The organism is Nocardia sp. NPDC004260 (assembly GCF_053603155.1).
This window is the reverse complement of sequence record NZ_JBSGEZ010000008.1, coordinates 108,618-121,606: the sequence shown is the minus strand read 5'-3', so window position 1 is coordinate 121,606 and position 12,989 is coordinate 108,618. Positions and strand designations below refer to the sequence as shown.

At 67.0% G+C, this 12,989-nt stretch carries 16 protein-coding genes; 7 read left to right on the top strand and 9 right to left on the bottom strand.

What is annotated here, in order from left to right:
• The first annotated feature begins 134 nt into the window (after positions 1–134).
• Together ACWEO7_RS07555 and ACWEO7_RS07550 are read left to right on the top strand one after the other, a co-directional pair.
• A complete protein-coding gene (locus tag ACWEO7_RS07555) occupies positions 135–1,094 on the top strand; it encodes a ferritin-like domain-containing protein (RefSeq protein ID WP_452421626.1) in 960 nt (319 codons plus the stop codon).
• 285 nt (positions 1,095–1,379) lie between these two features.
• Complete coding sequence (locus ACWEO7_RS07550) at positions 1,380–1,757, top strand: hypothetical protein (RefSeq protein ID WP_452421624.1); 378 nt, start codon at positions 1,380–1,382, stop codon at positions 1,755–1,757.
• A gap of 59 nt (positions 1,758–1,816) precedes the next feature.
• On the opposite strand, the gene ACWEO7_RS07545 is transcribed toward ACWEO7_RS07550, so the two are convergent.
• Both ACWEO7_RS07545 and ACWEO7_RS07540 read right to left on the bottom strand, forming a co-directional pair.
• Positions 1,817–2,188, bottom strand: a complete 372-nt coding sequence (locus ACWEO7_RS07545) for a hypothetical protein (protein WP_452421622.1) — start codon at positions 2,186–2,188, stop codon at positions 1,817–1,819.
• Between the two features lie 123 nt (positions 2,189–2,311).
• A complete protein-coding gene (locus ACWEO7_RS07540) occupies positions 2,312–2,638 on the bottom strand; it encodes a hypothetical protein (RefSeq protein ID WP_452421620.1) in 327 nt (108 codons plus the stop codon).
• Positions 2,639–2,929: 291 nt separating this feature from the next.
• Here ACWEO7_RS07540 and ACWEO7_RS07535 point away from each other — a divergent pair, with 291 nt between their 5' ends.
• Both ACWEO7_RS07535 and ACWEO7_RS07530 read left to right on the top strand, forming a co-directional pair.
• Positions 2,930–3,172, top strand: a complete 243-nt coding sequence (locus ACWEO7_RS07535) for a hypothetical protein (protein WP_452421618.1) — start codon at positions 2,930–2,932, stop codon at positions 3,170–3,172.
• A gap of 264 nt (positions 3,173–3,436) precedes the next feature.
• Positions 3,437–3,940: a hypothetical protein gene (locus tag ACWEO7_RS07530; protein WP_452421616.1), complete on the top strand. Its 504-nt coding sequence runs from the start codon at positions 3,437–3,439 to the stop codon at positions 3,938–3,940.
• A 333-nt stretch (positions 3,941–4,273) separates the two neighbouring features.
• On the opposite strand, the gene ACWEO7_RS07525 is transcribed toward ACWEO7_RS07530, so the two are convergent.
• From ACWEO7_RS07525 to ACWEO7_RS07495, 7 genes are all read right to left on the bottom strand, one after another.
• Positions 4,274–4,744: an NUDIX hydrolase gene (locus tag ACWEO7_RS07525; RefSeq protein ID WP_452421680.1), complete on the bottom strand. Its 471-nt coding sequence runs from the start codon at positions 4,742–4,744 to the stop codon at positions 4,274–4,276.
• 60 nt (positions 4,745–4,804) lie between these two features.
• Positions 4,805–5,008 carry a hypothetical protein gene (locus tag ACWEO7_RS07520; protein WP_452421614.1) on the bottom strand — a complete coding sequence of 68 codons (204 nt, stop codon included), beginning with the start codon at positions 5,006–5,008 and terminating at the stop codon, positions 4,805–4,807.
• A 131-nt stretch (positions 5,009–5,139) separates the two neighbouring features.
• Positions 5,140–5,880: a hypothetical protein gene (locus ACWEO7_RS07515; protein WP_355081081.1), complete on the bottom strand. Its 741-nt coding sequence runs from the start codon at positions 5,878–5,880 to the stop codon at positions 5,140–5,142.
• A 436-nt stretch (positions 5,881–6,316) separates the two neighbouring features.
• The gene (locus ACWEO7_RS07510; protein ID WP_452421612.1) at positions 6,317–7,576 is read right to left on the bottom strand and encodes a hypothetical protein; all 1,260 of its coding nucleotides are present in this window, start codon (positions 7,574–7,576) and stop codon (positions 6,317–6,319) included.
• An 87-nt stretch (positions 7,577–7,663) separates the two neighbouring features.
• Positions 7,664–8,071, bottom strand: coding sequence for a hypothetical protein (locus ACWEO7_RS07505; protein WP_195133485.1), 408 nt, complete (start codon positions 8,069–8,071; stop codon positions 7,664–7,666).
• Entirely contained in the window at positions 8,068–8,343 is a 276-nt protein-coding gene (locus ACWEO7_RS07500) for a hypothetical protein (RefSeq protein WP_452421610.1), read from the bottom strand. The genes ACWEO7_RS07505 and ACWEO7_RS07500 overlap by 4 nt, the downstream gene beginning before the upstream one ends.
• Before the next feature lie 80 nt (positions 8,344–8,423).
• Positions 8,424–8,939: a hypothetical protein gene (locus tag ACWEO7_RS07495; RefSeq protein ID WP_452421608.1), complete on the bottom strand. Its 516-nt coding sequence runs from the start codon at positions 8,937–8,939 to the stop codon at positions 8,424–8,426.
• Positions 8,940–9,434: 495 nt separating this feature from the next.
• Here ACWEO7_RS07495 and ACWEO7_RS07490 point away from each other — a divergent pair, with 495 nt between their 5' ends.
• The 3 genes from ACWEO7_RS07490 to ACWEO7_RS07480 all read left to right on the top strand — a co-directional run bounded on the left by ACWEO7_RS07490 (position 9,435) and on the right by ACWEO7_RS07480 (position 12,899).
• Positions 9,435–10,502: a hypothetical protein gene (locus tag ACWEO7_RS07490; RefSeq protein WP_452421606.1), complete on the top strand. Its 1,068-nt coding sequence runs from the start codon at positions 9,435–9,437 to the stop codon at positions 10,500–10,502.
• 142 nt (positions 10,503–10,644) lie between these two features.
• Positions 10,645–11,361: a response regulator transcription factor gene (locus ACWEO7_RS07485; RefSeq protein ID WP_452421605.1), complete on the top strand. Its 717-nt coding sequence runs from the start codon at positions 10,645–10,647 to the stop codon at positions 11,359–11,361.
• On the top strand, positions 11,358–12,899 hold the full coding sequence (locus ACWEO7_RS07480) for a sensor histidine kinase (protein ID WP_452421603.1): 1,542 nt from the start codon (positions 11,358–11,360) through the stop codon (positions 12,897–12,899). Before ACWEO7_RS07485 ends, ACWEO7_RS07480 begins: the two co-directional genes overlap by 4 nt.
• Positions 12,900–12,989 lie beyond the last annotated feature (90 nt).

Sequence of the window (12,989 nt, the reverse complement as noted above, 5' to 3'; positions counted from 1 at the left end):
ATGCGGTCGGGCACTCCGCGGGAAGCGGTCACGGACCCCGGACGCGTTACCGACCGGTAGGTGTGGGTAGTCGGGGGAGTGGTGCACTTTTGCGCCGACCCGATGCTGTCACACGCCGAAGGGACGAGATTCGCATGAGCACACCGGATATCTCTACTTTGCTGGCGCAGTTGCGTGCGGTGCTGTCGTTGACCAACACCGAGATCCAGGTCGCCGAGACCCGCATCGCGCAAGCCCGCACCGAGGCGGTGCGGCGGGAACTGTCCGAGAACGCCGACAACGCCCGCGCCCGCGCGCAGGCCATCGAGGCGGCCATCCGCGACCTGGGCGGTGTCCCGGAGTTCGTCGGCCCGTTCCTGGGTCAGGCTGCCGCGGTGGTCAAGGCGATGGTCGAGCAGGCCGTGCCGTTCGATGAGGCCTTGCTCGGTGATCTGACTCTCGAACACCAACTGGTCGACCGCGCCCGCTACATCAAGGCCCTCGCGACCACCGTCCAGCTGCCCGAAGTCGTGGCCTTGGCGGAGCGGTTGATCACCGCGCACTCGGCGACTGTTGATTGGCTGACCACCGTGTTGGCCGAAGACGCCCTCGGCGGGCCGGCCGCGCTGCGCCGCACGCCCTTGCAGGCCGCCGCCGGGACCGCGGTGAAACTGTTCAATCTCCCGGTCACCTGGTCGGCCCGGAGATTGGACCGGGCCTTGGACACCGTGCGTGCCACCCCACCGGTGCTCGGCGGGCTACTGGCCCAAGGCGCGCGAGCGGGTGATGTCGCGGTCAAAACCCTTTCGGCCTCTCGTGACGCCGCGCTCGAGACCGCAGAGCAGGTCACTCGCCGCGAAGGCGCTGGCGCCGCCGCTGATGCCCTGCGGTCGCTGCGCGCTAGCGGGGTCCCCGAACCCCGCGAGTTGCCGATCGGTGACTATGACGAGCGCAACGTCTCCCAAGTCGTCGCCGTGGTGAAGGAACTCACCGACCCCGCCGACATCCGCGCGATCGTCGCCTACGAGGAGGCCCACAAGAACCGCCACGGCGTCGTCTCCGCCGCCCAGACCCGCCTCGCCGCCATCGCTCAAGAAGTCGCCGGCCTCATTTGAGCCGGTCGCGGCGTCCGCGGAGTCCGACACAAACATCGCGTCGGCGTCCGGATACTCACCCCGCCGTCGCGCGCTGGTGTGGGATCGCGCGGGTATCGGTACGCCGACGAGCCCGCACGTGGATGTCGCACGAAGGAAACCTACGAGAACACCATGATCAGTCCGAAGATCACCACTTTGGGCGGCACCAGCCACAACCACCGCATATCCAGCGGGTCGCCAGCGCGGGTGGTGGGTTGGGTTGCATTGTTTGCACCACAGAGACTGGGGGACAAGGCTGGATGTGTGGGGCGTGATGACGCTCGCGGTGCGGTGTACGCCGATATCGCCGAAGCGTTCGACGCGGTGCTGTCGAGCGCCGAGCGTGAATGCGCCGAATGCGGTGAGGTGCCGTGGCTGGATGAGGTGATCGCCGAACTCGCCTCGACCACCCGCCAGGCCCATGATCTGGTCGTGCTGCACGCGGTCGGTGGCATCCTCGCCCAGCGCGGCCACTATTCGATGGCGGATTTGGCCGCGCTCACCGACGCCGACCCGGCTGCGGTGCGCCGCGTGCTGGCCGAGCTGCGCGCGCCGCTTCGGCATACGCTGACCCGCTGCCCCTCCCGGCCGGGCCGCCCTCCGCGCATCACCGCCACGATCGCGGGGTGGTGGGTGTGGTGAACAGGACTGGTACCCCTATGGAAGGTTCCGCTGGTCGGACTGCGCGAGTACTGACCCACCTATAGCCGTGGCTGCTGGCCGTCGCCACGTTCGATAAGCGTGGTCAGCAGGGTGAGGATCCGGGATTGTCCGGACGCTGCTGCGGCCAGCTTGCCCTGTGTCTCGGCGAACCCGTTTTGCAGCTCGGTGAACTGGGTGTTCATCAGATTGCGCAGGTCGGCCAGATCTTCATGTATGGCGGTGAATTCGGTCAGGGTGGCTTGGCGGAAATCGCGGATCTCCGAACAGATCGTGGTCACGTCCCGGTCGGCTCCACCGGCCAGCACCCGTGCCGCCGCGGCGTCCTGCTCGGCGATTTGCAACCGCCCGGTTAGGTCACGGACCTGCGCCTCCAGCGCGGTCACCTGCGCTTGCAGATCCTCTGATGCCATAGCACGGCAGCCTACGCGGGATGGGGTTGTGTCTTCTTACACCATCCAGACAGCGCTCGCTTGCGTGTGTCGTCTCGGGGGGGGAGGAGGGAGTTGTTGCCCGATGGGGCGCGGCGGCGATCGTCATTCGGGGAAGTCGAGGCCGGAGATGAGGTCGTAGAACTGTTTGTCGATGACGCCCCAGACCTCGACTTCGATACCGTCGACCACTCCTCGGTACTCACTCGTCCCGCCTGTGGTCGGCGGAACGACGCGGGTCAAGCCCAGCAGCTCCGCCCACGCCTGCACGATCGTGGGAACCTGCTTCTCGCGATAGTTCCTGCCGGAGGTGGTGCCGCTGACGGCCAGCGCACCGGTGTCGTCGGTCGCATACAGCTCCCAGGTCAACGGTGCACATCCCGCGCGGCCGCCGACCTTGTTCACCACTGCCTCGACACCGAGCTCGATCATGCGGCCGAAACCGTGACCTCCGCTCACATCACGCCACGCAGCCACTGCCTTCCCCTCTCATGAGAGCTCGACTGAGGCGGGAAACCGCAAGGACCTGGAGTTGCCGAATGATAACCACAGATTGAGCATTGAGCGGGCCGCATCCTTTCAAAACGAAGTCCGTGAGTGTGTCACCGTCGCGAGGGCACCAGAAGGCCTGGATCGGGCGTGCGGCGGTTGTCGGTGCTTGGCCGTACTCTGGGCCGCCTATCGAGGCCTGGTCGGGCCGCGGGGAGACGAGGAGAGCCCTAGTTGCCCAGTCTGGAAAGTCGATTCGACGACACTATTGAGGATTTGAAGCAGCTCGGGCATGTCCCGGATCCGAAGAGCATCGAGCAGCTGCATGCTCGCTTGGACGAACTGGTCGCTGAAGTGCGCCGAGTGGTCCCGGCTGACGATGAGCGTCGCTACGACCTGATCTTGCGCGGCCGCCAAGCCATGGGCTTGCTCGTCGATGCCACCGAACGTTTTCGCCAACAGCCTCGGCATCGCTGAGGCGGCCTGCCGGCGGGGGTTCTGACCGCTGCAGGCGCTGCAGTCGGGTGTGCGTACGCTTCTGCCGATGTGAAGCCTGACGGGCTTAGAATCGTGAGGTCGTCGGTGGTTCTCGGGTAGCCCCGGACGGCAACAACGGCGGGGAACCCTCCCTCGGCTCCCTGCCGTTGCTTTGGGTTCGTTGAGGCCGACAACCCGATGTGACGTCACGCGCAGCGCGCGAGGGCCTCGGACAGGCTCCAGGCATCTGAGCTGAGCTGAGCTGTGCTCTGGCATCCCGGGCTGTCGAACACCTCCCGACTGTTGGTGTGTGGCCGTACTCTGCCCTTTGATCGAGGCCTGATCGGGCCGCAGGGAGGCGAGGGGAGCAGCGAAATGCGCAGTCTGGAAAAGCGGATCGGCGACACCATCGATGATCTGAAGCAGCTCGGGCACGCACCGGACACCGGGCGTATCGAGGAGATTCAGCAGCATCTCGCCGAGCTGGTCGACGAAGTGCACCGAACGATCACCGAGATCGACCACGCAGCGCGCAGCGATAGCCTGCTCCAGCTCAGCCGTCAAGCGCACAGCCTGTTCGTCGATGCCCGTAACCGCGCTGAGCGCGCCGTGAACATTGCCGAGGCTGCCCGTCGGCGCGAGCTGCACGCGCTCGAGCACCCCACCGTCCTGGATCCGGATCCGCCACAGAAGGACCACCAGTTTCCACGTAGCGCTCTCGCCGACTTCTACGACCGCGATCGCGTGTGGGACGGATTCGACCGGTGAAGGGCGACGAAGACGATGAGGCCCGCAGCGCCCGTATCCGGGCCGAAGCCGACAAATGGGTGAGCAGCCTTTATTTGTCGCCGGAAGGTGGGCCGATCAGGAATCTGAACTTCCACATTCCCGAGCATTTGCATCGCGCGATCAAGGTCTCCGCGGCAGTGAACGACTCCACGATCCGCGCGAGCTCAGGGAGCTGCTGGAGGCGCGCTACGGGGGCGGTCGGTGGCCGCGCCATGTGGTCGAGCAGGTTCTGGCGCAGCTCGACGAGAATCGGCCTGATGTGTCGTGGTGGAAGGACGCTGCCGGGTTGGTCGAGGACGCGGTCGACCTTTTTCAGGAGGGGGTCGGGTCGATATGGGGTTCGGTGCGGGTCAATGCCCAGTCGATGCGTTTGCGTTGGCTGGAGTCCATCGGCAGCTCGGGGATCCGTGTGATCGGTACCCATTCGACGCGGGTGCTTTCGCTGCTGGGTGTGGGCTGGCCGGCGAGTGGTTCGGCGCGGTAGACGATTGTGAATTCCTGCCGCACTTCGTCGTTGCTGGTGTAGTGGATGACGTGGTGCGGGTCGGTGAAGACGCCGACCAGGCCGGTGAGGCGGACCTCGACACCGGTTTCCTCGAGGGTCTCCCGGATCGCGGTGTGGCTGAGGGATTCGCCGGGGTCGTGGGCGCCACCGGGCATGGACCAGTTGCCGTTGTCGCTGCGGCAGATCAGCAGGACGGTCTCGCCGCGGCGGACGAAAGCGCCGGCGCTCGGGCGGACGCTGTTGGCCGCGGGCGCGTTCGGGTCGTGGTGGTAGTCGATGCGTCGTCACATGGGGGGAGAGCTACACCTCGTGGGCGCCGGTGAGCAACAGCGGCGTCGTCACGGCTGCAGTGTGGCGGAGAGCTGTGCTCGGCGTTCGGCTTCGGCCTCGGCGCGTTTGCCCCAGTGCAGGTTCTCGCCTCGGCGGTAGACCCAGCCGTGTGTGGCCAGCCACGGGTACTGCGCGGCCGCGTCATCGGCGTCGAAGAACAGCGGGATTCCGTATCCGCCGCCGCAGAAGGAACACGCGTTCCGTGGGCTCACCGACCGGAGCGCTCTCGCCGATTTCTACGACCGCGATCACCTGTGGGACGGATTCGATCGGTGAGAGCCGGGCTGCCCACGGTGGTCTGGCTGATGCAAGGTTGCGCTTCGAATGATCTAGGCTGCGTGTTCTACGTTCCGTCGGTGTCGGGGTCTGATGGTGGAGGGGGCCAGGGTAAGCGGAAGGGCTTGGTGGTGCCCGTGAGAATATGCTGGATGCTGGCGGCCAGGGCCGCGCCGATAGAGGTGAAGCAAGCAAGTATGGCCGTGAGGGTGAGGCTGGAGGTTGCGTAGCGGGTCTCGCTGATGCCGGGGAACGGCAGTTTGTCGTTGCCGAACACCCATGACATCACTGATCCGAGCTGCCCGCCCAAATCCCATCGGCGCGAGGTCATTTCCTTGAGTTCGGGCGCTTTGCTGTTGATGTAGAGCAGGGTGCAGATCGTGAAGATCGCTACTGCCACTGAGGATATCGCTGTCGTGCGCTCGAGTATTTTGTTGCGAGTCCGAAGATTGGTCATCGCGGTGAGCACACAGACGATGATGGCGGCGGTGGTCAGGAGCGCCCAGAAACCGGTGATGTGAGCTAAAGACATTGGTTTCGTCGACGACCAGACGGTCAGGTATCGGGTAGAGGCGTTGATGCGGCCGAATGCGTTGGTTTCGGCTTTGCCGTTGGGACCGGATACGGTGAGCCACGGCCGGAACAGCAAGGCGAAGGTGATCAGGCTTCCAACTGCGGCCCACAGGTAACCCCAGTTCCCGTTGAGGGCCACACGTAGCCTGCCCCCCTTCATACGGGGTTGATCGGCAGAATTTTCGGCGGGGCCACTCTGGTTTTTAATTTTACCCCACGGAGTCGAGTTTTCCATGGAATTATATTATTAATATTCCCACAAATGGGGATTCAAGCATTGCGGTATCACCCTACGAGGGTGTACCCAGTTCCACATAGTTGGGCCGCAGGCAATGTAACAATCATTCGTCACAATTGGTTTGAATTGCGGCACAACACTTTTCATAATTTTTTGAACATGCACCCCCGCCGCGCATGAAATACTGATCCGGTTGATCTTGGACATAGACGATCGTATAGTCGCCGAACTCGGTGTCTCCTGGCGGATGTCGACATGGACAGCGTCGCTCTCGAAGTGCTTCTCGAACAGTGTGCTGGCACTGGGAGGAGTCAGCCGACCCCAACGGCGAAGATCCGACCACGCTCGAAACGCCACGACGACAAGACAGTTGCTGTTGTCCGGCTGCATTGTCCCCGCAGGCCAGAAGCGATCGGCCATGTCATCACAAAGCTTACTGCTTGACGATGGCCGGGTATCGGGTGTTCAGCAGGTCGACGAACTCGGCGAGCGTGGGGTGCTGGCCAGCGCTGGGTGGCAGCCGACCGTAAAAATCGTGCAGGTACTGGAGGTATCGTGCCGACCGCAGGTCACTGCCATTGACGACGGCGGCCGCGGCCAGTGCCCCGGCGTCCTCCCAGTCACCAGCGGCCAGCGATGCTTCGGCCGAGACCATCTGGATGAACGCCCGGGTCCGGGGTGGGGTGTCGTCGGTGAGGGCGTCGCTGACGAAGGTGCGGGTCTGGGGTACGAGTTGCAGATCGCGCCAGCAGTGGCTGGCGTCGCCGGCGAGTTCGGCGGGGTCGTAGTAGCCGATCCAGGTCGGTTCGTCGCCGTGGCGGCGTTCGAACAGCTGCTCGGCGCGGTGGATCGCGGTCGCGGTGCCCTTGCGATCGGCCAGGCTGGCCAGCCCGCGCGCCTCCATCATCACGCACATGGCCTCGACACTGGGTGTTCCGTGTCCCCGCAGAGCGGACTGCGCCGCCCGCGCGTACATGACCGCGTCGTCGAAGCGGTGGACGAAATTGCTCTGATGAGACAGGTTGGCCAGCAGCCGGGCGCCCATCCGCATGTCCCCGGCTTCCTCGGCGAGGCGAAGGCCCTGGATGAAGTATCTGATCGCGGCGGGGTGGCGTCCGGCGTCGTAGGCGCTCCAGCCCAGTAGCTGAACGACTTCGGCGGCGGCGGAGAAGATCTCGCGGCGCACCCGCTGCGGATGCACGGCGTGCAGCTCGGGCACGACCTGGGTGCGGAAGAACTGCAGCAGTGTGCGCCGCACGTGCCCACCACCGCGGGCGAAGTCCATCGACATCATCGTCGAGACCGTGTATCGGATCCGGGTGGCGATCGCGACTCCGTGTACGGGGTCGTCTGGCTCCACCGTCAGGGTGGGCGATTGCGCGAACAGGTACCCGGTCACGACCTGGGAGGCGCCCATGCTGGTGATCGCTCCCGCGGTGACCAGGGCCGGATCGTTTCCGCTGTCGCTGTCGGCCAGCCCGTCGAGCACGGTGATCGCGGCGGCGACGTCGCGTTGATACTCACGTCCTCGAGCGAGCGGGTCGCCGGCGTACGGCAGATGCAGCACCGTGGCCAGCAGTCTGGAGTACAGGTGGTCGGGTACGACGTGGCCGTTCTCCCACCGCGACACCGACGTCTTCAGCGAGGCCGGGGTCATCAGGTGGACGCCGTCGCGGTCGGCGGCCTCGATCAAGGCCGCGACGAGGAATCGGGATCGACCATCCCCTCGCTTTCCGGGCTGCCCGGATGTCCTCGCCTCGCATCATGCCGCTGGTTCGTTCTATGGGATGGTGTCGGTCAGCGTGCCCGAGTCGATGTCGAGCAGCACGTCGGAGCGGTCGGTGAGCACATGCCAGCGACGCGAGAGGCATTCGCGCACAGCGTGCGCCGCCGACAACAATGCGTCGGCGTTCGACTTCCCCGCCAGCAAGGTGCCGATGTCACCAGCGGAGGCCTCGTCGCAGGCGGCCACCAGCGTGTGTGGCATGCCCACCAGGGCGGCGAGGATGTCGTGCTGGTCGGACGGAATCAGCGCGTAGGCGGCGGTCAGCACGGCGGCGGGTACGACGATGGTGTTGCCCGACTCGACGGTCGCCCAGGTGATGGCGTGGGGATACGGGTCGCGGCGGCACCAGCCACGCACAGCGGCCAGATCGAGCACGACCCCGGACAGGGCCGTTGCGCTCATGCGGCGCCGGCAGCAGGGTGCTCGTCAGACGACAGTGGCGGCAGGCCCAACAGCTCACGGCCGCGGTTGATCATCTCCAACGGCGGGCGGCCGCCGTAGACGGATTCGATGGTGGACAGGGACTTCTGCCGATCGACAGCTGCCTGGATCGACTCTGCGACGAACGCGCTCACCGACTCGATCGTCCCGCCCTCGCGCCAGGTGTCGAGAGTGGCCGCGACCTCTTCGGGCACGGTCACGGTCACTTTGCGGGTCTGCCGCTTCCTCGCCATACCCGAATGCTACTCCGGTATGCACATGCGATGGATGCCCTCGCTGCGATGTCCGGAAATCGGCCCCCTGTTCGAGAGAGTTATCCGGCGATAGCCCGACGGACAGGCGGCTTACCACGCACTTGCTCGCCCAAAGATCGGAGGAGGCTCTCCACGGCAAGCAGGTGTTCATCGGCCGCTTGCAGCACCTCGAGGTCATCGTCCCCCTCGACCGCAGCTACAAGATTCCGCAACTCGACGCGCAGGTCGAACGCTTTCTCCCGCAGCGCACCCGCGAGGTCGTCGTCATTCGCCAGTGTGGGCGGCTCCATCTCCTCAAGCTCCTCGCCTTCGTCGATGTCCAGAGGTTCCACGTCAAGGGTTTCGGAGGCGACCGGCTCTACGTAGCGCACCGACCGCAACTGTGGGCGTCGCGGGAAGACCGCGTAGGCCCGTGCCCAGTACAGCAGTGTGTGTAGTGCTGGCGCCGGGTCCATCCGGCGCATGACCTCCATGCACACTAGGCGGCGACTCGCGTCCGGCCGCTGGTGGTGCAGCTGCGCCATCAGCGTCAGTGCCGCCGTACGAACGTCATCGGGCCACTTATCACGACTCACGCGAGCTCCCTTCGTCCGGAGAGATTGTGCGCGACGATTCGAGCTGTGTAGCGGTCCCGCGCCGCCCTGCCTCAGCGTGAACCGCCAACCACCGCCAGACAGCGGCGTTCTTTACCGCGGTAAAGAACGCCGGTTCGCGGCGGCCGAGCGGTTCAGCGAGTTGCCTGGAGTGCCGATAGGAGCTGGGTGAGCTGCCCTGCGTCAAGGTAGTCGCTTAGCGCCTCGGCCAGGATCGCCGGTTCTGGTTCAAACCGGCTCAGTGCCTTGACGATGCGCGGGGCGCTTGCTGGGCGGAGTTTGGGCCCTGGCTTCGGGGCGTCAGCCCTCTCTTGGTTCTTCCCGGCGTTTTCCTGCTCAGCATGCCACCGAGCGACCTGTTCCTCCCAGGGAACCTGGGCGAGGCCTCGGGCAACTCGTACCGCAAGTTCACCGGCGCGCAGCGCCTCCTGCAGTTCGGGAGCGAGTTTCAGTAGCGAACGCGCGCTGATCGGCTTGGTGGCCGGGCTCTGGCTGAGTGGCCGCGCACCGCGCACCGATCGGCTGCGGGCGGGGTTGATCCTCTGGGGCGGTTGGTTGCTCGGTACCGGCCTGGTCTTCAGCTACATGAGCGGCATCATCCACCCGTATTACACGGTGGCCCTGGCGCCGGGCGTCGCCGGTGTCGCCGCGATCGCGGTGACGCAACTGTGGCGGCGGCGCGGGCACGTGGCGGCCAGGATCACCTTGGCACTGCTGTCGGCGGTCACCGGCGCCTGGGCCTTCGTTCTGCTGAACCGCACGCCGGACTGGCTGCCGTGGCTGCGCTGGACGGTAGTGGCCGCGACGGCGATCGCCGCGGTGGCGCTGCTGGTCGGCACGCACCGGTCGCGCCGGATCGCCGTCGCGATCGCGGCCACGGCGTTGCTCGCCGGATTCGCCGGGTCGACGGCCTACGCGGTCGAAACGGTCACCCACGCGCACAGCGGCGGCATCCCCACCTCCGGACCCGCGCAGGCGGGTTCCATGGGCGGGCCCGGTGCGGGCGGAGCCGGTGGCCCGGGCCGGGGAGCGGACGACGGCCGCGCCGAGGCCACCGGCGGAGCGTCCGGGGCCGGCCGCGCGACTCCCACCGGCAGCGAACTGCCCACCGGGGACATGGCCGCCGACGGCGGCGTGCCGACCGGTGCCGGGGCACCCGCGGGCGGCGCTCCCGGAGGCGGTGGACCGGGCGGCAGCGCCGACAACGCCGAGCTGAACGCTTTGCTGGAGAACACCGACAGCCGGTGGTCGGCGGCGAGCATCGGCTCGGGCACCGCGTCGAGCCTGGAATTGCGCACCGGCACGTCGGTGATCGCGATCGGCGGCTTCAGCGGCGGCGACGACGCGCCGACGTTGGCTCGGTTCCAGCAGTACGTGGCCGATGGGGAGGTGCACTGGTTCATCGCGCAGGGGCAGGGCATGCGGCCCGGCTCCGGGGACGAGAAGTCGGCCGCGGACGAGATCACCGAATGGGTGAAGGCGCACTACACCGCGAAGACGGTCGGCAACGTCACGGTCTACGACCTGACCGCACCCACCAGCTGACGATTCCGATCCCCGCCGACGGAGTATCGCCGCGTCGCACGACGCGGCGATACTCCGTTCGCGTGTCCGCGCCCGCGCGGCTCCCAGTAAATACCCAGCTTGCTCGCAGGTCGCTCCGTGCCTGCGGCGTAATCATGGGATCATGACCGGCACCGAACCCGAAGCCCGCGTCCTCATCGTGGACGACGAACCGATGATCATCGAGCTGCTCGCCGTGAGCCTGCGGTTCCAGGGCTTCGAGGTGGCCACCGCGGTCAGCGGAACCGACGCGCTGGACCGCGTGCGCACCTTCCGGCCGGACGCACTCGTCGTCGACGTGATGATGCCGGGCATGGACGGGTTCGGGATGCTGCGGCGACTGCGCGCCGACGGGGTCGACGCCCCCGTGCTCTTCCTGACCGCGCGCGACGACGTCGACGACAAGCTCACCGGCCTCACCCTCGGCGCGGACGACTACGTGACCAAGCCGTTCAGCCTCGAGGAGGTCATCGCTCGGCTCCGAGTCATCTTGCGCCGCAGCGGAATACAGTCCATCCAGGAGGACGCCAGCCGGATGACGGTCGGCGACCTGGTGCTCGACGACGACAGCCACGAGGTGTGGAAAGCGGGCGCGCCGGTGTCGCTGTCGCCGACCGAGTTCACCCTGCTGCGGTACTTCATGGTCAACGCGGGCAAGGTGCTGAGCAAGCCGAAGATCCTCGACCACGTCTGGCGCTACGACTTCGGCGGCGACGCGGGCGTGGTCGAGTCGTATGTGTCGTACCTGCGGCGCAAGATCGACACCTCCGAACCGAAGCTGCTGCACACGCTGCGTGGCGTGGGATACGTGCTGCGCGAACCGCAGGTGAGCCGGACGTGAGCGCACGGGAGAAACTCGCGCGGCGAGTGTCGGCGGTCCCGCTGCGGATAGGGCTGGTGATCGTGCTGCTGCTGTTGACCGCGGCGGCGTTGTTCGCGTCGGGCGCGGCGGTGACCTCGGCGCTGAGCCGATCGCTCACCCAGCGCACCGACGAGCAGCTCTACGACGCGGCACGGCAGTGGGCGGAGCCGCGTCCGATGCGCCAAGTGACCACCGGCGACGGTCGCGTGCAATGGCTTCCGGCCGATCTTCCGGCCCTGCCGGTGCAGCCGAGGTCGGCGGGCGAGCAGCCGCGCCGGTTCTTCGAACTGCGTACCGGCGCCGACGGGCAGGTGTATCAGGACCTACCGGGCGCCAACAGCGCCGCGGGCAACCCGGATCTCAGCGGCGCGAAAGCCCACACCCCGCAGACGGTGGGTTCCGCGGACGGTTCCTCGGTGCGCTGGCGCGTACTGACCACCACCAACCAGTACGGCTCGACCACCATCGGCCTGCCGCTCACCGACAACCAGGAGACGGTATCGCGGCTGATCTTCTTCGAGATCGGCACGGGGTCGGCGGCACTGCTTGCCCTCGGCGCCGTCGGCTACCTGGTCATCCGGCGCAGCCTGCGGCCCTTGCGCGAGGTGGAGCAGACCGCGGCGGCGATCGCAGGCGGCGACCTGCACCGGCGGGTCCCGGTGCGCGGCGTCGACACCGAGGTCGATCATCTGGCGCGGTCGTTGAACGAGATGCTCGCGCAGATCCAGCACGGCGTGGCCGCCACCGAGGCCTCGGAGGAAGCGGCCCGCCGCTCGGAGACGCGGATGCGCCGCTTCGTCGCGGACGCCAGCCACGAATTGCGCACGCCGCTGACCACGATCCGCGGTTTCGCCGAGCTGTACCGTCAGGGCGCCAGCAGCGACGCGGGGATGGTGGTCGGCCGGATCGAGGCCGAGGCCGAGCGGATGGGTCTGCTGGTCGAAGATCTGCTGTTGCTGGCGCGACTGGATGAGAAACGCCCGCTGGAGCGCAAACCCGTCGACCTGCTCGCCCTCGCCGGCGACGCCGTGCACAACGCCAGGGCCATCGCCGCCCGCCAGAAACCCTCGCCCGACGCGCCGGATCGCCCGATCACACTGGCAGTCGGCGACGGCGAGGGAACCATGGACGTCATCGGCGACGAGGCCCGCCTGCGCCAGATACTGAGCAACCTGCTCGGCAACGCCCTGACCCACACCCCGCGGGAAACGCCGATCACGGTGCGGCTCACGGCCGCCCCCGATCGTGTCCGGGTCGACGTGATCGATGCGGGCCCCGGCCTGTCTCCTGAGGCCGCCGCCCGGGCGTTCGAACGCTTCTATCGCGCGGACGCCTCACGCACTCGCACCAGCGGCGGCACCGGCCTCGGTCTGTCCATCGTCCAAGCCCTGGTGACGGCCCACGGCGGACGGGTGTCGGTCGACAGCGAACCGGGCAGCGGTGCGACCTTCACCGTGGTGTTGCCTCGGGAACCCGCCGATACGCGCTCCGTAGGTGAGCGCATGCCAGCGCAGTAGAGCCGCCGCGAAGGAGGCTTCCGCACCGAACCTCACCGCTCACCTGGCGTAACCGTCGAACACCGGTCGGCTTCCCGTGGACGCGCGGGC